The organism is Virgibacillus sp. AGTR (assembly GCF_016919725.2).
Classification (GTDB): Bacteria; Bacillota; Bacilli; order Bacillales; family Amphibacillaceae; genus Virgibacillus; species Virgibacillus salarius.
The window spans coordinates 1-19,524 of record NZ_JAJERH010000001.1; the positions used below are offsets into that span (position 1 = coordinate 1).

Here is a 19,524-nt window from a genome sequence, read left to right on the forward strand (position 1 = left end):
CTTCTAATTTATTTGTTTTACTACTTGCGTTTGCTGCTCACTCTTATATGTCAGGAACTTCAAACGTGTCCATCTATGGATCTGATTTTCATATGGTCACCATAGAAAATCACTAACCACTTCATTTATCTATAGGTACAGTATCTTCGCATACATTATTGGTGTATCTATCCTATAAAATAAAACTTCAATCCGAGGAGTGTTTTGTTTATCCTCCACTGATTGTTGGTAACTAGGATGTGCCTTAAAGGCCTTGAATTCAATCGGGCATTTACTGGCAGTTGATCCCCATTTATCCATATTGATTTCACTTTATTGCTGGAAATGAGGGTCTTACTGCGGGATAAAAATATAGCACCTTATTTGTCTTGATCTGTAAGCACTAATGGACCATCCTTCGTAATAACAATCGTATGTTCGTATTGTGCTGATCGACCTTCATCAATCGTTCTTGCTGTCCAATTATTACTGTCCATTTGACTATGCCAGCTACCTTCATTAATCATTGGTTCAATCGTAATTACCATACCCTCTTTTAATCTTAATCCTTTATTTGGTAAGCCAAAGTGGGGAATATGTGGGTCTTCATGAAGGGTTGGACCAATACCATGACCAGTAAAGTCGCGAACAACGGAGAAACCTTCGCCTTCTGCATATTGCTGAATAGCGTGGCCGATATCACCTATTCTGTTACCTGCTTGTGCTTGTTCAATACCTTTATCCATGGATTTTTTTGTAACATCCATCAATCGAAGCCCTTTTTCGTCGACATTTCCAACTGCATATGTCCACGCTGAATCAGCAAGACCACCATTTAAATTTACTACCATATCAATTGTTACTATGTCACCATCTTTTAATTTCTCTTCACGTGGGAATCCGTGGCAAATTTCATCGTTTATCGATGCACATATCGCGTAAGGATAACCATTAAACCCTTTTTGTTCAGGAGTCGCACCATGTTTTTTTAAAAATGACTCCGTGAAGTTATTAATTTCCATTGTTGTAATTCCGGGTTTGATTAATTTAGCAATTTCCTTATGACACTTAACAAGAATGTCTCCAGCTGCTTGCATTTTTTCAATTTCACGTTTACTTTTTCTTGTTATCATGAAATACTTCCTCTCTTCTTACAAAATCTCCATAAATTATATGTTAAAATAACCCTATCGTTCATGAATGAACATATCCAACATAAAGTGTACCATAGTTTATTCTATTCATAAAAGCAATTAGAAATGAGGGTAACAATGATAGAAATAACAAATGTTCAAAAAGGTTTTCCAGGAAATAGTCGAGCAATTGAGGATTTAAGTTTGACTATTCCAGATGGAAAAATTGTTGGTTTCCTTGGACCTAATGGTGCTGGAAAGTCAACTACAATTAAAATGATGACTGGAATTTTACCTATTGACAAAGGAAGTATCACTTTAAATGGGATACCAATTGATAAAAATTCCATCGAAGCGAAGAAAACTTTTGGCTATGTACCAGATCAGCCAGATATGTTTTTACGCTTAAAAGGAATTGAATATTTGAATTTTATCGGTGATATTTATAATGTCCCACAAACTATTCGTCAAGAGAGAATTGATACATTGACAAAACAATTTCAAATTCATACGTCACTTCAAGATTATATCCAAACATATTCACATGGAATGAGACAAAAAATAATCGTAACAGGTGTCTTACTGCATGATCCATCTATTTGGATATTGGATGAACCACTGACAGGACTCGACCCAAAATCGGCATATACATTAAAAGATATGATGCGTCAGCATGCGGATAAAGGTAACACTGTGTTTTTTTCAAGTCATGGTCTGGAAGTAGTGGAACAATTATGTGATATGGTTGCTATTATTAATAAAGGAAAACTCCTTTTCTACGGTGACATGAAGCAACTCCATGAAGAATACCAAACAGATCAGTCGTTAGAAGCTGTGTTCTTGGAGTTAACGAATGATGAATAAGACATGGCTTCTAGTAAAGATAATCTTAAAAATGCAATATTCAAAAGCAGGAGCAAACCATTCACAAATATGGCTGTTGGTTCCAATCATTCTTTTTTCTATCCCATTCTTATATTTATATATTACCATTACGAATGCTACCGTATCAGCATTATATCAGACACTACAATCAGTAGGTCAGGAATCGGTCATTTTAGGTCTCTTATTCATAGGTCTTCATACGATCCTATTTATCATGAGCTTAGTAACTATTCTAAATGCATTTTTCTTTACAGAAGACATTAAGTCCTTTATTCCTTTTCCATTTCAGCCATACCAATTGATATTAGGAAAGTCTGCTAATCCGTTTATATATTTATACATTACTTCTGGCTTTCTGTTCATTCCTTGGTTTTATGCGTATGGAAATGTTAGTGAAGCACCTATACATTACTACCTTCAAGGGGTACCTATTTTCTTACTCGTGCCAATGGTTCCATTTACGCTTGCAGCCATCATCTTAATGGTAGCAATGCGATTTATAAACATTTCTAAAAACAAGGATCGCTCTAAAGTTATTACAGGGATACTTACATTGGCGTTTATAATCTTTATCAATGTGATTGTCCGTTTAAATACAGATTCTCAGGCAATGCTTCAACGTTTAACTTATTTGTTAAAGGAAAAAGACGGGCTACTTATTAAGATAACGAATTACTATCCACCTGCTTTTTTACAAACAAAAGCTTTAACAGATGCTAGTACATGGGAGGGATTTATCTACTTTCTCATGACAGTTGTTCTTGCAGTTGGTTGCTTTATGCTCTTTTTATGGATCGGTCAACGTTTTTATATAAAAGGGATGCTAGGATCTGGTGGAGTAGGAAGAAAGCTAACACTTCCCAAGAAAAAATCAGCAAAAAATGTAAAGAAGCAAGCTGTATGGCTATCCTATATTAAAACAGAATTACGAATCATATTTCGTACACCTACCTTTTTAATGCAATGCGTTATTCAGAGCTTATTTGGTCCAGTCTTTCTTCTCATTATATTTATTATGGACTCAGGAACACAAGGTCTTGCTACTCTCATGAACAATTTTTCAGAAAAACAGTCCATTCTAGTATTATTTCTGGCATCTGTTGTTCTAATTGGTTCTAATGCGACTGCGATCTCATCAGTATCAAGGGATGGAAAAAATTGGTTTGTTCAATTTTACTTTCCCCTTTCTATGAAACAGATATTACTTTATAAAATTTCAACTGCTTGGATCATCAACTTAATTACCATTACACTACTTTTAATTGTAGGTATAGGATTATTACAGTTACCCTTAACTTACAGTCTCATCTGGTTATTATTAATGCTGGTCGCTAACTGGTTTACAAGCATGTTAGGAACTTATTTGGATTTTATACAACCAAAATTAAATTGGACAGATGAACAAGAGGTTTTCAAATCTCGGTTAATCGGTTTAACAGCTATATGTATTACATTTGGTATTTTTGGCGCACTTGTGTTAATTTTATGGAACACATCAATTCTAAGCTTCATTCTTACAGTGTTTAGCTTATTATTAGGGCTAATCATTGCAATAATTACAATTGGAATACTTTTCCGTTTAAAGTTACGTCAAACCAATTCATTGTAGTAAAGTAAACAATCTACAAAGTGGATTTTGTTTATCCCCCACTGATGGTTAGTACCACAAGGGTATGACCTAAAAGGCCCTGGAGCCAATTGGACATTTACTGCCAGTTATATGCGGGATAACATAAGTATCCGCCCGTTAAACGGGCGGATACTTATGTTTAGCAGCAGCCGTAACCACCGTAGCCGCCATAGCCACCACCATCTGTATAAGCAGTTCCAATTATAATCAATAATATGAACAATACGACTAATAGCGCAAATCCTCCGCCATATGCAGATCCGCCTTCACTCATTTCATTCGCCTCCTCTTTCACAAGATAATCCATTTTATGCGAAAAAGTGAAATATGGAAGGGGATTTAGGCGATATGGGCGTCTAACTTTAAAGAAAATCACCGATGTTATAAATCTTTCCATTTTCTATCTGATTTTTTTCCAAGATTAATTCCACCAGAATCGCTGCTACGTTCTTGGTACTTCTTAACTGGTTATTTTGTTTGAAGGCTACAAATCTTTCAATATCTGCAAATTCATCCTTCGAGCTCGAACGTATCGATTCTTGCATTTCTGTATCCATTATACCTGGACTAAAAGCAACTATTTTATTTTTACTACCTAGTTGTTCTTGCTCTAGAGCAACAGTTCGTGTATACATGTTTATGCTTGCCTTGGAACTACAATAAGCACTCCATCCATATGTTGGCCTTTCTGCAGCTCCTGATGTCACTGTCAGCCCAATCATGGGAATTCCATTATTGTTTGCATAATCTATAAGAGAATTGGTTAAAGCCATTGGTGCAATCGCATTTACATGGAAGTGGTAGGATAAGTTATTCGCAGCTATCTGGTTCGCTTGATTAACAGGCTGAACAACTGCTGCATTATTTACCAAATAAAGCTCCGTAATACTCCGATGAAGTAAATACTCCTTTAGCTGCGTATTCATCTGCTCCAGTTCATTTATGTTTCCAAGATCACCGTGTAGTTGCGTATAAGTGCTATGATTTTTTTGTGCTACGTTTACTAGAGCTTGAGATGGACTACGAGAAATACCAATAACATGAACCCCATGCTCTAAAAGTAGTCTTGCAATATCCTCACCTAATCCCCGTGATGTTCCCGTCACAATAGCATATTTCATGAATACTCCTCCCTTCCACCATTTCTAGCACATGAAGTGTAAGTAATTCATACGAAACTCCGCTTATACTATTTTTAATATCCCACTTCATTCCAGTAATACATAAGGGTTTCCATTCCTTTATCGAAGCTATCTATTGGAAAACTTTCATTCGGTGAATGAAGTCGATCATCTGGAGTTCCAAATCCTAACAATACAATTGGAAAATTATAGATATCCTCCAGCCATTCTACAACTGGAATTGAGCCTCCCATTCTTACATATATAGTCTCCTTACCGAATGCTTTTGTATAGGCAGTTGCTGCTTTTTTAATTAGCGGATGGTTCGGTTCAACTTTGTACGCCTTTGCAGAGAGCTTTTCTTTTGTTACTTCTACCGTCACTCCTGTTGGGGCCACTTTATTGATATGATCTTCAAGTAGATTCTGTATTCTAACAGGATCTTGTCCAGGTACTAAACGGCAGGTTATTTTCGCAACCGCTGTAGAAGGAATAATCGTTTTCGTACCCTCTCCTTGATATCCACCATAAATTCCATTTATTTCTAATGTTGGTCTTCCCATTGTATGTTCTTTTGCTGTATAACCTTTTTCAGAAATAGTCTGATCAACACCTGTTGCATTCGTATAATCTTCACCAGGAACCTTCTCAATAAGCTCTCTCTCTTCTGACGTTAATGGCTCCACATCATCATAAAAACCTTTCACGGTAACGACTTCTTCTTTATCCTTCATAGAAGAGAGGATATGACTCAAAGCCATAATTGGGTTACGTATGGCTCCGCCATACATTCCCGAGTGTAAATCATGATCAGGACCGGTAACTGTTATTTCAATCCCAGTAAACCCTTTTAATCCATATAGAATAGTTGGTTGGTTTTTAGCTACCATACCTGAATCAGATATTACGGCAAAATCTGCATTAAACTGTTCCTTCTTCTTATGAAGAACTTCATACAAACTCTCACTTCCAATTTCCTCTTCTCCTTCAATACAAACCTTTACATTTAAAGGTAGTTTACCTTCTGTTTTCATATATGCTTCAAATACTGCTAAATGCATAAACACTTGTCCTTTATCGTCGCTTGAACCACGTGCATATAATCTTTCATTCCGTACTTCAGGTTTAAAAGGATCACTATCCCACAATTCAAGGGGATCTGCAGGCTGTACATCATAGTGACCATAAAAAAGAACAGTTGGGGCATTTGGACCAGCTCCATTATATTCAGCGTAAACAAGTGGATGTCCAGCCGTTGCTTGTTTCTCAGCATTTTCAAAACCAATATCTTTTAGATATGTAACAATAAAGTCCGCTGCTTTTTCGATGTCATCTTTATGCGCACTATCTGTACTCACACTTGGAATAGCAAGAAAATCGGTTAGTTTAGCAAGTAGCCTTTCACGGTTATCTTTTAAATAATTCAAAGCCTGTTCACTCATATTTGTTCCTCCATTTGGTAATTTTCTTTATATTTATTTTAGCACATGGAGAGAAGCAACATCCATGAAACGCGAAAGTTTTTCAATAACGAGAAGAATAAAAAGCTCAACACGTCCATATTTATCCACATCGGCTAATTTTATAATTTACTAGACTACAAAAAAGGACGCTGTCCAAGAATGAACGGCATCCCTATGTTCTATTGTAATGCTTGCTCTATATCTTCCAATAAGTCATTAGCGTCTTCAATTCCTACAGAAAGACGAATTAAACCATCTGATATTCCCAACTCAAGTCTTCGCTCTCTAGGAATCGAGGCATGTGTCATTTGGGCTGGAACAGAAACTAAGCTTTCCACCGCACCAAGGCTTTCAGCTAATGTAAAGAACTTAATTCGTTCAATCACTTGCTCAGCCTTTTCCCTACTTCCTACATCAAAGGATATCATACCACCAAAACCACTCGCTTGTTTTTTAGCAATTGCATGACCTGGGTGATTCAGCAAACCCGGATAGTAGATAGCTACTACTTGAGAGTGGCCTTGCAAATAAGCAGCAAGTTTATTTGTATTTGCTTCAATCGCTTCCATACGTAGCGCCATTGTTTTGATACCTCGTAACAGTAACCAGGAATCCTGAGGTCCTAAAACAGCACCAACTGAATTTTGGATGTAATGCGTTCGCTTTGCTAATTCATCGGAATTTACAACGACCAAGCCTGCGACAACATCACTATGTCCCCCTATATATTTCGTAGCACTATGAATTACAATATCTGCACCAAGATCTAAAGGTAATTGCCAATAAGGTGTAGCAAAGGTATTATCAACAATTAATAAAAGATTGTATTTAGAAGCTATTTCAGCCATTTTCTTAAGGTCGGACACTTTTAATAATGGATTCGTCGGTGTTTCAATATACAATGCCTTTGTATTATCCTGAATAGCAGCCTCTACTAGCTCTGGATCGCTCGTATCAATAAATGTATGCTCTAAATGGAATCGATTCAACACATTTGTCATCACTCGATATGAACCACCATACACATCATCCGTCATTAATATGTGGTCTTCCGCTTGAAACAGCATCATTACTGAGGTTATTGCAGCCATTCCTGAGCCAAAAGCAAATCCAGACACACCATTCTCTAAGTCAGCAATTACGGTCTCTAACGCATGTCTAGTGGGATTTCCTGTGCGAGAATATTCGTAACCTCGATGCTTCCCAATCTCATCCTGCTGATAGGTACTCACCTGATAAATTGGAACGGACACCGCTCCAGTTCGTTCATCACCAGTGATCCCCCCATGAATCATTTTTGTCTTTTTTCGCATCGCTATTCTCCTTTACTCTATTCAATCATTCCCCAAGCTTCTGTATGAGGTAAATACATCATTATGATGAAGTATAAATTCCTTTACTTAAATAACGGTCACTTCCATCTGGAAATACGGTTACGATGGTAGAACCTGGTGTCGCCCGTTGTGCCTCCTGAATTGCTGCAAACATTACAGATCCAGATGAACTCCCCACGAGTAATCCCTCCTTTTTAGCTAATTTTGCTACATATTCAAAGGCATGATCATCTGATACGGTATATATTTCGTCAATTAACGTTTTATCCATATAATTTGGAAAGAATTCCATACCAATTCCCTCCGTTCGATGAGATCCAGTCTTCCCCCCAGCAATTATCGATCCTTCTGGTTCAACAATTACTGCTCTTACATTTGGATTCTTCTCTTTAAAATATTTTGAAGAGCCAATAAACGTTCCCGCTGAACCTGCTCCAGCGATAAATGTATCCATATTACCATCTAAATCATTCCAGATTTCCGGTGCTAAAGTTTGATAATAAGTGATCGGGTTAGCAGGATTAGAAAATTGCTGTGGTGAAAAACTATTCGGTATTTCCTTCAACAACGCTCGTGATTTAGCAATAGCACCTTTCATGCCTAGCTCCCTAGGAGTAGTAATAACTGTTGCACCGAGCGCTTGCATAATCGTCTGCTTTTCTTGGCTAAAGTGTTCTGGAACACATAATATTACTGAAAAACCATGTGATATAGCAGCAATCGCTAATCCAATTCCTGTATTACCCGCAGTAGGTTCAATAATGGTATCACCTGGATTCAGAAGCCTTTTGTTCATGGCCTCTTTAATTAATATCTGTCCTAATCGATCCTTTACACTTCCACCTGGATTAAAAAATTCTAACTTTGCAAATAAACGGACCCCACTTGGTAGTGAGAACTGCGTAATTTCAAGTAACGGCGTATTGCCAATTAAGCCTTGAATTGAACGATAAACTGCCATTCATCTCTCCTGCCTTTAAAAAACTTGATGCCACTCATCTCGATGTTCTAACATCTCCTTAGCAATTTCTTTTGCGCCCTCTAAGCTGTGATTCGCCGCCCACCCACATTGTACTTCATTACATGCCGGTACTTCATCAGCTTTTAAGACATCTTGCAATGTTTTCTCAATGGTGTCTAACACCTCATCGTAATTATCGTGGTTCATAATTGCTAAATAAAATCCAGTTTGACAGCCCATCGGACCGATATCAAGAACATTATCCATATGGTTTCGTATATTTTCTGCCATTAAGTGTTCAATGGAGTGTAAACCATCCATTTCCATATGTGCTTTGTTAGGTTGTTTAAATCGAATATCGTATTTATACACTTTATCCCCATTTGTGCCTTCTGTCACTCCTACTAATCGCACATAGGGTGCTTTTACTTTTGTATGATCTAAATTAAAGCTTTCTACATTCATTTTTTTAGTCATGATACCCGCTCCTTTAATTCTTTTTTGCTAAGAGTAACCAAACGAAATCATTCATTTGATGAAATGCTATATTAAAATTATACAGGGTGAATATATTTTTTAAAACTGTTATCGTCGGGTAATACTCACGTTGTAAGTCATCTGCTAAGTCCAGATACCCTTGTCGTTTTGCTTGCTCAATCATCAGTTCCTTCGCTTGATCAGATTGAAATATCGTGTCCCCAAATACAATCCTCCCATCCTTCGGTAGCATTTGTGAAAAGTTAGAAATTGCTACTTCCTTTTCCTTGTCTGTTAGATGATGAAAGGCGTAAGTACTGACAATCGTATTTATACTTTCAGAAATGGCTGGAAAACTTAGAAAATCCCCATCAAGAATTTCTACATCTCCAAGTTTTTCTTTTGCAATTTCTCGCATTGCCAAGGATGGTTCCACCCCAATAAACGAATGTCCTGCCTCTATTAGCTTTTTGGATAAATTACCAGTTCCAACTCCAAATTCAAGAACATTCCCTTCTGAATGTTCAACAACTTCATCTAAAATTTTATCGTAATTGGAAAAAACTGCAGCATATTGCTGATCTACACCAGCTACGCTTAAATCATAGGTGTTTGCCCAATCATCAAATATCGATAAGAACTCTCTTCCCATTTATATTCAACTCCAACCGAGGAATAATTCATAGTAAAACACTATGTATAGTATGAATATATGTAATAGTATACATGATGTGACATATTTTTAAAAGAAAAACGAGTGACTCCTTAAAGAATCACTCGTTTAATGAATTATTGATTTTCTGGAAATAACCTTTCAATCATGTTTCCAAATTGGTCAAAGAACCCTTCTATTGGTTCACCATTATCAACATCATCTGCATAATTTTGTGTTAGGTTAAGAAAATCAGGATTCGTAGAGACATATACATTGTCAATATCTCCGTCAACCGATTGTACAATTTTCTTGATTTTGGACTTTACTTCATCCGTAACTTCATTGCCATTATCTTCATTATTATTTGTGTTGGTATTTTCCATATTTGGGTTATCATTAGCATCTAGTCCTGCAGCTACATAAGCATTATTATCCGTCGTTACGACATATGCGCGATCAATTTCGGCAATTTCATCTGTTATTTTATCAGCAGCCTCTTTTGAGATATCATAACGGTCATTGTTATTCGTTTCTTGATCACGTTCTGAGGTTCTTCTCATCTCATAATCACGTTCACCAGCCATGCCATCACCAGCATTATTATATCTAGTCTGCTCTACATTATCCTCAGCTGCATCTTGATTATTATTATCATCCGTATTTGCACAACCCATCAACACAATACTAAGTACTGCAAAAAGAGTGAAAAACTTTGATTTCATTTAAATACCCTCCTTTGTTTTGTTCTTAGTATGAATCGACGAAGATTTATTATACTTTTTTTTACTACCTTTATCTGGCAGACACACCATTTTTGTTTCAGACAATATATATATTATGCGGGGACACTATGACTAACCCTTACAATTTAAGGAGGGGTAAAATGGACATTCCTGATTACGATAAAGCGTTGTACTACACACTTTGGGGACAATGGGATGATTTACTCGTACTCATGGTACGTACAAAGGATGATTTACTTTCAAAAAAAATTCAGCGATTTCTACATGCTTACCATTATTCAATAGACGAACGTAAAATTATGAATTCCCATGATAACCTGCTTTATTATTTAGACCATGCCATGAAGCATGAGCCATCCATTGCCATGGAACTATAATTTTGTTTCAAAGTGATTACTATGTTAAGCGCGCATAAAAAGAGCTGTCAAATATTTCATGTATCTCATACGTGCATGATATGTGACAGCTCTCTTTTTTTATTTTTCGAACCAAATGCTCCTATTTAATCGTCACCATAACGCTCTTCTCTATCTTGATGTTTTTCATTTTTATGATAATGCTGACCGCTTCTACCCCTTTCTTCATAATCCTCTTCTTTGTAGTCGTTTTCATCTTCATCCTTATCCCGGTGATGATGCCATTCATCATCATCCCAATTACGGTGATTATTCTGATGCTTATCCCTAGGATCATTGTTATTTTTTCGTTGTTTGGACTTGTTTTTTTGTTTATTCTGGTTATGTTTTTTTGGATCCTTCTTATCTTTTTTTTCGTACTTCATTCTTTTTTTGTCTTTGTTATGATTAGCATTATTTTTCTCAACAGATGTTTTCTTTTTTTCGTGTTGTTCAGGGACAGCTCTCTGTTTACTAATATCAGGTGTTATTGGTGCCTGTTCCTTAGAAGTGTTGTTACTTTTAGATGAATTCGTTTCCCCTGAATCTTCAGTAGTGGACTCTGAATGATCGTTTTCCTTTGAATTATAAAATGAATTAATTATAGCTTTATCTTGATCATTCATCATTTTTTCTGAATTAGACGTATCGACCACTTCATCTTTATCTTGGATAGCTTGAGCCATTATTTCATTCATGGATTTATTGGTTTTCTCCGCTTCTTCTCTAATTTTTTCTGGTACGAAAAAGGTTGCAATTTTCCAATCGGAATCACCTTCAGGGAAATAGCCGTCTAAACTGTCCAAAATAGATGTATCTGGATCCTTTAGGCTTACACCTACCAACATATTCTTTTGATTATTTATTAAACCTGTTTCCTCACTTTTATCCATAATCATATGTATAACTTCATCGAGGTTTTTATTTTCATAATTAGTTAATTTATCTAATATTAGTTCAGCATCATCATTAACTGGTCTTATTGATTGAACCAGCATATTTTCAGTTACCTCTAGCTCTATACTAGGGTTAATATCAATACTTACATAAGCATATGTTTTACTCTTCTCCATAACAAAATAAAAAGGTAGCACAAATAAAAGCATGACACTTACTAGAGCAAGCAAACGAAGCGAAGCATTCATTTTATTCCCACCAAAAGAGAACAGTAATCCCTTTTTCGCCTTCATTGGTTTAAATGACACTTCGGTACCTAATTCAGCATTTTTTACCGGTACTGCTTTATAGAAAGCCCCTTCTTCTGTTAATACAATCATATACTTGCGATGCTGTTCCATGATGATCCCTTTTTTCACTGACCCACCCCCTTCAAATAATCTTTAAGGTATAGATAGTCCTCCGTAAGTACAATAAATATAGCTAGAATGTATTTTCTATTACGTTCTAACGTCTTTTTACTGACATCTACTTTTTTAACTAAATCCTTAATTGGCAGCTTCCGTTTGGCTAATACATACTCCTTCATTTGTTGATCCTCATACAAGATTCTTGCGGTACGAATCGCTGACTCACGCGCATCTCTATGCTTAGGAGATACTTCTGTTAATTCAGCTAAGCTCATCTTGTACAGTTTTAATTTTTCTATAAAATCCATTATTTCTTGTTTCCGATACCACGCATCCTGTTCTAATTGATACATTTCTTTAACAGCCAATATTTCTGTTGGATTCTCCATTTGTTCAGCATCATAGGTTTCATCTAAAGATACTGCAACTGGACGTTTTTGTGTATAACGAATATAGTCTATTACCTTTCGCTTGATAACTAATTTTGCAAAAGATAAAAACGAGCTCCCCCTTTCCGGAACATACGATTGTATCGCTTCATTGAAAGCGGAAAGACCAATACTAAATTCATCATCTTTTTTTGGATCAATATACCGTTTACATACCTCAGACACACACTTCGCAATGAAGGGTTGATATGTTTTTAAAAGATAATTTTGTACGTTTTGATCTCCTTGCTGGGCACATATAATCATTTCTTCTAGGGGAGTATCCTTTAATGACTTGCTCATCATCAAACTGAAGCCCCCCCAGCCATTATAGTTTTCGTTCTTTTCAAATCGTTTTTGGGCGTAGGCCTTTTATATTTACGTTTCATTCCATATTCATCATTTATATATATATTATTCACGATGTATTCACCATCTTTATTCAGAGTATCAAAAAAGTCTTTCACAATTTTTCAGATTGTTTCATAGCAGTAGTTGACTGCTTTTTCCATACGTTACGCTATTGTTTATATTTACAAAAGCGGGGCGAGTCCCAAAACCATCAGTTATGTATTAAATATACGTGTATATTCTCATAGCACGAGTTATTATATCTTAACGTAAGGTTTTACAAGTGGCTAGGACAAAACCGTTACATTTTGTTTAAAATAAAATTACTAGCCTATCTCTATTATGTAACATTTTGTTCACATTGTCTTTAATCAATTTTTACCTATGACTTTCTGCTCATATTCAATTTGATTTTTCTTAGAACAAAAGCGGAAGCGCACGAATAGAAACGTAATCACTGGAGCAAGTCAACGCAGATAAAGCAATCACGGTGTGCTTGCGAATCGATGATGACTTAGATTAGGATAATTCGTGAAGTCACCTAGCTTCTGGGAGCTGGAGCTGGACGCAGCTCAACACGCCCAAGTTTGTCCACATGGGAAAATTTTATATTCCTAAACCACAAAAAAACCTCTGGAACTCACCAGAGGTTTTTCTTGCTTCCACCTTTTATTTTTTTCTTCGAATACCGATAACGCGTCCTGCTTCCTTTGGTTTTTCTTCAGGCATACAACTATCTGCGATTTCATCAACATTCGAAAGGATAGCTGTTGGAAACGGTGCAGACTTCCCAGTTGAATGGTCAATCCCCATCAGTAACTGCTCACTTGTCGCAGCTCTTTTTCCGTCTTCACCATATAATTCGAAGAAAGCATGTACACGCTTATTATCATAATCCAACATCTGAAACGATACTTCTATTGGCTCAGCAACATTCATTTCCGCCAAATAACAAACATGTGTCTCTAATGTGAATAATGTATAATTTTCTTGATTACGTACTTCTTCCGTCAGACCTATAGTATACATAAGTTTATCCACAGCTCGGCTAAAAACTCGAACATATTCTGCATCATTCATATGGCCATTATAATCAATCCATTCTTCTCGAACACTATCTTGTAAAATAATCGAGCTTGGCATTAACATTCCCTCATTTCTATATGTCGCCATTAATTGTAGCAGCAGGCCAGTATTTCTTTAATAACTCCTGTAATTCTATTAAAAATTGATCTCTACGTTCTTCTAATTCTTCCATTGTGGTCCCAGCGGTTTGGCTTTCACAGCCAGTTATTACTTTCTCTGTAAGCTCATCCGTTAACTCTGGCGCTACAAGCTTGGTCCATGGTAGCTTTAATGCTGGACCAAACTGTTCAAGAAGATGCTTCATGCCTTCTTTTCCCCCACCCATATGCAAGGTCATGAATGGTCCCATTAATGCCCAGCGTAAACCAGGTCCATATACAATAGAAGCGTCGACCTCATCAGTCGTTGCTATACCGTCATTTACGATATGCAAAGCTTCTCTCCAAATTGCTTCCATTAATCGATCTGCGACATGTCCTTCAATTTCTTTCTTAATGACAAGTGGCTTCATACTCATTTGGTCATAGAAGCTTCTTGCTTTTTCAATAGTAGATCCAACTGTTTTATTACCACCCACTATTTCAACTAAAGGCATTAAATATACAGGATGAAACGGATGTGCAACTATCACTCTTTCAGGATGATACAAACAATCTGCCTGTAATGTACTTGGTAGAATACCTGAAGTACTTGAAGCAATTATAGTAGCTTCTGAAGCATGCTGATCTATTTCTGCAATTACCTTACGTTTTAATGCTTCACGCTCTGGAACATTTTCTTGTACATAGTCTGCAGTTGATACTGCTTTTTGTAGATCCTTCTCGAATGATAAATTAGAGAGTGATGCCCCTGGAGCTAATCCTGTTTCCTTCATTGCCGGCCAAGCTCTATTCACCGCATCCCTTGTCCGTTTTTCTGCTGCTGGATCTGGATCACTTGCTGTAACTCGATATCCATTTGCTAAAAATCTCGTGATCCATCCATTACCAATAACACCAGTTCCAACCACGGTGATATTTTTGATTTTTTTTGTTGATTCTAAAGCTTCTATTGTCATGCTGATTTATTCCCCTTTACTGTATGGGTTTCTTAGTTTTAAATATTCTCGTGCTTCTTGCGGATTCATTACATCATGTCCCAATCCTTGGATTTTTTCAACAGCCTTGTCGACAAGTTGTTCATTCGTTGCTAACTTTCCTTTTTTCAAGTATAAATTATCTTCTAAACCTACTCGTGCATTTCCTCCCTGAACAACAGATTCAGTGACCATTGGCAATTGCATTTTGCCAATACCAAACGCAGCCCATTTTGCATTTTCAGGTAAACGATTTTTCATATATGCTAAAGTTTCTGCGTCTGCGTCTGCTCCCCAAGGAATTCCCAAACAAAATTGATACATCGGATCACCATCAATAAGTCCCTCTTGTAGTAATTGATTAGCAAAGCGAATATGTCCCGTATCAAAGCATTCAAGCTCAGGTTTAACCCCGCTCTCTTTTATTAACTTAGCTTGTTTACGTAGCCAAGTAGCAGGACTAATATAGATTTGATCACCAAAATTAACACTGCCACAATCCAATGTACAGATCTCAGGAAGTAATAATCCAACTGGCTCATGTCGTTCCTCAGGCGTTTGAATATCTGTACCTTTCCCACCTTTTGTCGGGTCTGCTTCACTTGGTAGCCAGTCACCACCTCCACCAGCTGTAAGATTTAGAACAACATCTGTATCAGACTCACGGATTCGTTCAACTACTTCTTGGAATAATTGAACATCGTGACTTAATTTACCAGATTTTGGGTCACGCACATGTATATGTGCAATGGTTGCACCTGCTTTTGCCGCTTTAATCGCTGAATCAGCAATTTCCTTCGGTGTCACAGGAACGTGCGGACTTTTTTCTGCAGTCTCTCCTGCTCCGGTTACTGCACAAGATAGAATTACTTTTCTATTCATATTTATTACCCCCTGCTTGTTTTTTGGGAACATGTTGAAATATTTCGCCACTCTCAAAGAAAGAAATTAATCGTTTGATCCAGTCATAATAATCCATCCACGCTTTTAACTCAATTGTAATTTCAGTTATTAACTGCTCATTTGTATCAGGTAGCTTTTCTACATGATTTAGATCATTCAACTTTTCTTTTAACTTTTGTTCAAAATGGATATGTTTATTGATTGCATTATGCCACGTTGAAGTAAACAGTGACGTGAAAGTTTGATAATAGTCTTGCTCAACCTGATACAAATCTTTTCGAACGCCTTTTTTAAAAACACGTTCTGCGATATTTAAGTCAATCATTTCACGGACAACCTGGCTCATTCTTGTCTTGCTCATACCTGTTTCCGCAGAGAGTTCATCCAAGGTCATTGGCTTGCCCTGCATATAAATAATTCCTAAGACACGTCCAACTGTTGTAGACACTCCAAAAGATTGCATATTATCTGCAATCTTTTCCACAAAGTGTGATTGAATTTCTACTATTCCTTTATTTGATTGTGACGACATATTAACCATCCTTTTTTAATCTTAGGAAACTGTATCATGGCAGAAGAAATTTCGAAACCAAGATTTTTTGTAGCATTATGGAGTATATAAGAGAATATTGAAGCTGACATTATATAAACTTTATAAATAATAAATTTTATAAAGTTTACGTATTATTTGCCGTTTGTTTGCTCTTCCCCTGTTTGCTACGATTAATAAGTCCTTAAAATCGGAAAAAGCATTATAATAAAGAAAGGTTTTGATTCTTATATGAATTTTAAATTAATTGATTGGCCAACGTTTTTAGGGGCACTTGTCATATTATTAGGAGTATCACTTCCACTTATTATTTTCCCTGAGGCTGGAGCTGAAGTTATAAATGAAGCGAACGCATTTATGACAGGTAATTTTGGTATCCTTTATTTACTGTTAGGTTTGGCATCATTTATCTTTTTATTATTTGTGGCCTTCAGTAAGAATGGTAGAATTAAGTTAGGAAATAAAGAAGAGAAAAAGGAATTTAATACCTTTTCTTGGGCTGCCATGTTATTTGCAGCTGGTATCGGATCCAGTATCCTTTACTGGGGTATGATCGAGTGGGCATACTATTATCAAGGACCACCGTTTGGAGTGGAAGCAAAGTCAAAAGAAGCAATCCAGTGGGCATCTTCATACGGTATTTTTCATTGGGGTCCGATTGCATGGGCTATCTATACATTACCTGCATTGCCAATCGCTTACTTCTATTATGTACGTAAAAAGCCAGTCTTAAAAATTAGTGAAGCTGTTAGACCAATACTTGGTAATCTTGTTGATGGACCAGTAGGAGTAATCATTGACATATTATTCATGTTTGGGTTAATGGGAGGTGCTGGCACAACATTAGCGTTAGGAACACCGATGATCGCTGAAGGTATCCATGATCTAACAGGGATCCCGGTGACATTAGGTTTAAAAGCAGGGATTATGTTACTATGTACTTTAATCTTTGCAATTAGCGCTTATTCTGGATTACGTCGAGGAATAAAAATATTAAGTGATATCAATATTTGGCTAACTATTATCTTAATGGCTTTTGTTTTTATATTCGGACCAACCCTTTTTATTAGTGAAACAACTTTCTCAAGCCTCGGAATTCTTGCAGATAACTTCTTCCGAATGGCAACATGGCTAGAACCATTTCGAAATTTTGGTGGTTTTACAGAAACAGGCTTCCCTGAATCTTGGACCGTGTTTTATTGGGCATGGTGGGTTGTTTATGCACCATTTGTAGGTCTATTTGTTGCTCGCATCTCTCGAGGGAGAACGATTAGAGAAATGATTCTCGGTACAATGATTTATGGAACATTTGGTTGTATTCTCTTCTTTGGTATTCTTGGAAACTTTGGTCTCTATTTACAATTATCGGGATCGTTTGATGTCATTGGCTTTATGAATGATAATGGTGCACCTGCTGCAATTATTGCCATTCTTCATCAATTACCAATGGCTGATATGATTGTAGGTTTATTCACTATTCTTGCCGTCATTTTTCTATCGACAACCTTTGATTCTTCTTCCTATATTTTGGCAGCAGTTGTTCAGAAGCGAATTAAAGGAGAGCCTTTACGTTGGAACAGATTATTTTGGGCGTTCACCCTTTGTCTATTACCTCTCGTATTAATGTTTATTGGTGATTTAAAAGCATTACAAACAGCAAGTATTGTTGCTGGATTCCCACTTATTTTGATTATGTTTCTGTTAGCATGGTCATTTATGAAAGCTTCTAACTACGATATGCAAGCATCTAGAGATTTTAAATCTCCCACCATCCACATAAATAGAAAGGAAATAGAGGAAAGATCCAACCAATCAAAATACTAGCCAATTATCATTTCATGAACACAAATAATCTATATAGACTTTATTTTCTATAACTGCTGAGGAATTTTTTCTCGGCAGTTATTTTTATGTAGAGACAATAATAACCATCATAACTTCGCTATAGCAATAAAAGCAAAAACTAGACCAGACAGGCCTCCAAGCAACATACATTTCGCAAGGAGGCTCTAACGTTCGTCGTGAAATTATTCACAAATTGCCCAAGAAAAAACTAGGCGTTTTCTACAAACTGAAGGTGGTGTATCATCATTTCGTTTACATTCAGCAACTGAAATATACGAGACTACAGTTATAAAAGAGAAACAGTACAAATCTCGGAATGGAGCTTCTTTGCTTGCAGGGAAAATAAACATTTCCCAGGGAAGGAGAGTGTACTCCAGTTGTGTTAAAAGAGAGCAGAGTTATTTGAAAGTGCTTTTTCACTCCTCTGAAGGAAGCAATATTCAATTTTGTATTATTTCAAAGCTTTCTAATATGGACGTTTTCGTATAATATTCTTTTTTTAATTTTACATCTGAAAGAGAGGTATTTAAATACATGTCTTTTTCAAACCAGTCCACCTGTTGAATTTTCTCAATTGGAAAAATAAAATAAGCTTCTTCTGTGAATTTCTCACTATTTTGTACAATTACATAGCTTACCTTCCAATAATTAGTATCAACAATTAAATCAGCAATATGACCAATCTTACCGTCATTTGCATGAACCTTAAAACCAATGGTTTCATCTTCACTTCGAAGATTATAAGTTTGCCAGTCACTCACATGATTCTCATAGTTATCTGAACTATCATTTGTTGATCGCGGGAAGGTCATTGGTTGATCTACTACTCCCCAAATCATACTACCTGCCCAGTATCTTGCCCATCCATAGTAACTAATCAGCGAATTTTCATCATCCTTAGTAACTGCATTTTCTTCAGGTATGGTTGGACTATTTCGAATTACTTCTTTATCATGCTTTACTTCTACATGTTTTTCTCGTTCATTTAGAGCTCGAAAGGACGCTGGTGACATAAGCACACGTCTGCCTGGCAACCACTTTCGTGTATCTACAACTGCATAACGAATGGCCCATTTATTATCATCAAAGTAAAGATCCTTAACCTTTCCCATCACTCCATCTGAAGCATGAATTTTATAATTCTTTAATTCAGATGTTAAAAACATTGTAATCGCCTCCTTAGACGTTTACAAATGTATTACC

The 19,524-nt window shown here is 36.5% G+C and carries 20 protein-coding genes; 4 read left to right on the forward strand and 16 right to left on the reverse strand.

The annotated features are described in order from the left end of the window. Positions 1-359: 359 nt before the first annotated feature. Positions 360-1,112: a type I methionyl aminopeptidase gene (gene map, locus JUJ52_RS00005; protein ID WP_121604844.1), complete on the reverse strand. Its 753-nt coding sequence runs from the start codon at positions 1,110-1,112 to the stop codon at positions 360-362. A gap of 138 nt (positions 1,113-1,250) precedes the next feature. On the opposite strand from map, the gene JUJ52_RS00010 reads away from it, so the two are divergent. Both JUJ52_RS00010 and JUJ52_RS00015 read left to right on the forward strand, forming a co-directional pair. Continuing rightward, positions 1,251-1,976: an ABC transporter ATP-binding protein gene (locus JUJ52_RS00010; protein WP_026680554.1), complete on the forward strand. Its 726-nt coding sequence runs from the start codon at positions 1,251-1,253 to the stop codon at positions 1,974-1,976. Next, the gene (locus JUJ52_RS00015; protein ID WP_205388395.1) at positions 1,969-3,606 is read left to right on the forward strand and encodes a putative ABC transporter permease subunit; all 1,638 of its coding nucleotides are present in this window, start codon (positions 1,969-1,971) and stop codon (positions 3,604-3,606) included. The genes JUJ52_RS00010 and JUJ52_RS00015 overlap by 8 nt, the downstream gene beginning before the upstream one ends. Positions 3,607-3,766: 160 nt before the next feature. On the opposite strand, the gene JUJ52_RS00020 is transcribed toward JUJ52_RS00015, so the two are convergent. From JUJ52_RS00020 to JUJ52_RS00055, 8 genes are all read right to left on the reverse strand, one after another. Continuing rightward, positions 3,767-3,901, reverse strand: coding sequence for a YjcZ family sporulation protein (locus JUJ52_RS00020; protein WP_080668644.1), 135 nt, complete (start codon positions 3,899-3,901; stop codon positions 3,767-3,769). Positions 3,902-3,989: 88 nt separating this feature from the next. Continuing rightward, complete coding sequence (locus JUJ52_RS00025) at positions 3,990-4,748, reverse strand: (S)-benzoin forming benzil reductase (protein WP_121604842.1); 759 nt, start codon at positions 4,746-4,748, stop codon at positions 3,990-3,992. Between the two features lie 74 nt (positions 4,749-4,822). Beyond that, a complete protein-coding gene (locus JUJ52_RS00030; protein ID WP_166530912.1) occupies positions 4,823-6,190 on the reverse strand; it encodes a dipeptidase in 1,368 nt (455 codons plus the stop codon). 200 nt (positions 6,191-6,390) lie between these two features. After that, positions 6,391-7,524 carry a bifunctional cystathionine gamma-lyase/homocysteine desulfhydrase gene (locus JUJ52_RS00035; RefSeq protein WP_205388394.1) on the reverse strand — a complete coding sequence of 378 codons (1,134 nt, stop codon included), beginning with the start codon at positions 7,522-7,524 and terminating at the stop codon, positions 6,391-6,393. Positions 7,525-7,585: 61 nt separating this feature from the next. Further along, positions 7,586-8,506: a PLP-dependent cysteine synthase family protein gene (locus tag JUJ52_RS00040; RefSeq protein WP_121604841.1), complete on the reverse strand. Its 921-nt coding sequence runs from the start codon at positions 8,504-8,506 to the stop codon at positions 7,586-7,588. Positions 8,507-8,521: 15 nt separating this feature from the next. Then, positions 8,522-8,983, reverse strand: coding sequence for an S-ribosylhomocysteine lyase (locus JUJ52_RS00045; protein WP_121604840.1), 462 nt, complete (start codon positions 8,981-8,983; stop codon positions 8,522-8,524). Between the two features lie 13 nt (positions 8,984-8,996). Continuing rightward, positions 8,997-9,635: a class I SAM-dependent DNA methyltransferase gene (locus JUJ52_RS00050; protein ID WP_121604839.1), complete on the reverse strand. Its 639-nt coding sequence runs from the start codon at positions 9,633-9,635 to the stop codon at positions 8,997-8,999. A gap of 137 nt (positions 9,636-9,772) precedes the next feature. Further along, on the reverse strand, positions 9,773-10,360 hold the full coding sequence (locus JUJ52_RS00055; RefSeq protein ID WP_026679650.1) for a YhcN/YlaJ family sporulation lipoprotein: 588 nt from the start codon (positions 10,358-10,360) through the stop codon (positions 9,773-9,775). A gap of 161 nt (positions 10,361-10,521) precedes the next feature. Here JUJ52_RS00055 and JUJ52_RS00060 point away from each other — a divergent pair, with 161 nt between their 5' ends. Continuing rightward, positions 10,522-10,758 (forward strand): YhdB family protein, encoded by a 237-nt coding sequence (locus JUJ52_RS00060; RefSeq protein WP_026679649.1) that lies wholly within the window; start codon positions 10,522-10,524, stop codon positions 10,756-10,758. Between the two features lie 125 nt (positions 10,759-10,883). Here JUJ52_RS00060 and JUJ52_RS00065 read toward each other — a convergent pair whose 3' ends face one another. The 6 genes from JUJ52_RS00065 to JUJ52_RS00090 all read right to left on the reverse strand — a co-directional run bounded on the left by JUJ52_RS00065 (position 10,884) and on the right by JUJ52_RS00090 (position 16,458). After that, complete coding sequence (locus tag JUJ52_RS00065) at positions 10,884-12,092, reverse strand: anti-sigma factor domain-containing protein (RefSeq protein WP_026679648.1); 1,209 nt, start codon at positions 12,090-12,092, stop codon at positions 10,884-10,886. After that, on the reverse strand, positions 12,089-12,817 hold the full coding sequence (gene sigI / locus JUJ52_RS00070; protein WP_205388393.1) for an RNA polymerase sigma factor SigI: 729 nt from the start codon (positions 12,815-12,817) through the stop codon (positions 12,089-12,091). Before sigI ends, JUJ52_RS00065 begins: the two co-directional genes overlap by 4 nt. A gap of 714 nt (positions 12,818-13,531) precedes the next feature. Continuing rightward, positions 13,532-14,005 carry a thioesterase family protein gene (locus JUJ52_RS00075; RefSeq protein ID WP_026682758.1) on the reverse strand — a complete coding sequence of 158 codons (474 nt, stop codon included), beginning with the start codon at positions 14,003-14,005 and terminating at the stop codon, positions 13,532-13,534. 16 nt (positions 14,006-14,021) lie between these two features. After that, positions 14,022-15,005, reverse strand: a complete 984-nt coding sequence (locus JUJ52_RS00080; protein ID WP_205388392.1) for a 3-hydroxyacyl-CoA dehydrogenase NAD-binding domain-containing protein — start codon at positions 15,003-15,005, stop codon at positions 14,022-14,024. A gap of 6 nt (positions 15,006-15,011) precedes the next feature. Continuing rightward, positions 15,012-15,905: a beta-keto acid cleavage family enzyme gene (locus JUJ52_RS00085; protein ID WP_121604836.1), complete on the reverse strand. Its 894-nt coding sequence runs from the start codon at positions 15,903-15,905 to the stop codon at positions 15,012-15,014. After that, positions 15,898-16,458, reverse strand: coding sequence for a GbsR/MarR family transcriptional regulator (locus tag JUJ52_RS00090; RefSeq protein ID WP_205388391.1), 561 nt, complete (start codon positions 16,456-16,458; stop codon positions 15,898-15,900). The genes JUJ52_RS00085 and JUJ52_RS00090 overlap by 8 nt, the downstream gene beginning before the upstream one ends. A 249-nt stretch (positions 16,459-16,707) precedes the next feature. Between JUJ52_RS00090 and JUJ52_RS00095 the strand changes: the two genes are divergently transcribed. After that, positions 16,708-18,300 carry a BCCT family transporter gene (locus JUJ52_RS00095; RefSeq protein WP_026682761.1) on the forward strand — a complete coding sequence of 531 codons (1,593 nt, stop codon included), beginning with the start codon at positions 16,708-16,710 and terminating at the stop codon, positions 18,298-18,300. Positions 18,301-18,761: 461 nt separating this feature from the next. Here the strand turns inward: JUJ52_RS00095 and JUJ52_RS00100 are convergent, their stop codons facing one another. Beyond that, a complete protein-coding gene (locus JUJ52_RS00100; RefSeq protein WP_205388390.1) occupies positions 18,762-19,487 on the reverse strand; it encodes a PRC-barrel domain-containing protein in 726 nt (241 codons plus the stop codon). Positions 19,488-19,524: the final 37 nt, after the last annotated feature.

Bases quoted from the DNA above. Each gene is read 5' to 3' on its own strand.
- map (WP_121604844.1), bottom strand. From the start codon at position 1,112: ATGATAACAAGAAAAAGTAAACGTGAAATTGAAAAAATGCAAGCAGCT.
- JUJ52_RS00010 (WP_026680554.1), top strand. From the start codon at position 1,251: ATGATAGAAATAACAAATGTTCAAAAAGGTTTTCCAGGAAATAGTCGA.
- JUJ52_RS00015 (WP_205388395.1), top strand. From the start codon at position 1,969: ATGAATAAGACATGGCTTCTAGTAAAGATAATCTTAAAAATGCAATAT.
- JUJ52_RS00020 (WP_080668644.1), bottom strand. From the start codon at position 3,901: ATGAGTGAAGGCGGATCTGCATATGGCGGAGGATTTGCGCTATTAGTC.
- JUJ52_RS00025 (WP_121604842.1), bottom strand. From the start codon at position 4,748: ATGAAATATGCTATTGTGACGGGAACATCACGGGGATTAGGTGAGGAT.
- JUJ52_RS00030 (WP_166530912.1), bottom strand. From the start codon at position 6,190: ATGAGTGAACAGGCTTTGAATTATTTAAAAGATAACCGTGAAAGGCTA.
- JUJ52_RS00035 (WP_205388394.1), bottom strand. From the start codon at position 7,524: ATGCGAAAAAAGACAAAAATGATTCATGGGGGGATCACTGGTGATGAA.
- JUJ52_RS00040 (WP_121604841.1), bottom strand. From the start codon at position 8,506: ATGGCAGTTTATCGTTCAATTCAAGGCTTAATTGGCAATACGCCGTTA.
- JUJ52_RS00045 (WP_121604840.1), bottom strand. From the start codon at position 8,983: ATGACTAAAAAAATGAATGTAGAAAGCTTTAATTTAGATCATACAAAA.
- JUJ52_RS00050 (WP_121604839.1), bottom strand. From the start codon at position 9,635: ATGGGAAGAGAGTTCTTATCGATATTTGATGATTGGGCAAACACCTAT.
- JUJ52_RS00055 (WP_026679650.1), bottom strand. From the start codon at position 10,360: ATGAAATCAAAGTTTTTCACTCTTTTTGCAGTACTTAGTATTGTGTTG.
- JUJ52_RS00060 (WP_026679649.1), top strand. From the start codon at position 10,522: ATGGACATTCCTGATTACGATAAAGCGTTGTACTACACACTTTGGGGA.
- sigI (WP_205388393.1), bottom strand. From the start codon at position 12,817: ATGATGAGCAAGTCATTAAAGGATACTCCCCTAGAAGAAATGATTATA.
- JUJ52_RS00075 (WP_026682758.1), bottom strand. From the start codon at position 14,005: ATGCCAAGCTCGATTATTTTACAAGATAGTGTTCGAGAAGAATGGATT.
- JUJ52_RS00080 (WP_205388392.1), bottom strand. From the start codon at position 15,005: ATGACAATAGAAGCTTTAGAATCAACAAAAAAAATCAAAAATATCACC.
- JUJ52_RS00085 (WP_121604836.1), bottom strand. From the start codon at position 15,905: ATGAATAGAAAAGTAATTCTATCTTGTGCAGTAACCGGAGCAGGAGAG.
- JUJ52_RS00090 (WP_205388391.1), bottom strand. From the start codon at position 16,458: ATGTCGTCACAATCAAATAAAGGAATAGTAGAAATTCAATCACACTTT.
- JUJ52_RS00095 (WP_026682761.1), top strand. From the start codon at position 16,708: ATGAATTTTAAATTAATTGATTGGCCAACGTTTTTAGGGGCACTTGTC.
- JUJ52_RS00100 (WP_205388390.1), bottom strand. From the start codon at position 19,487: ATGTTTTTAACATCTGAATTAAAGAATTATAAAATTCATGCTTCAGAT.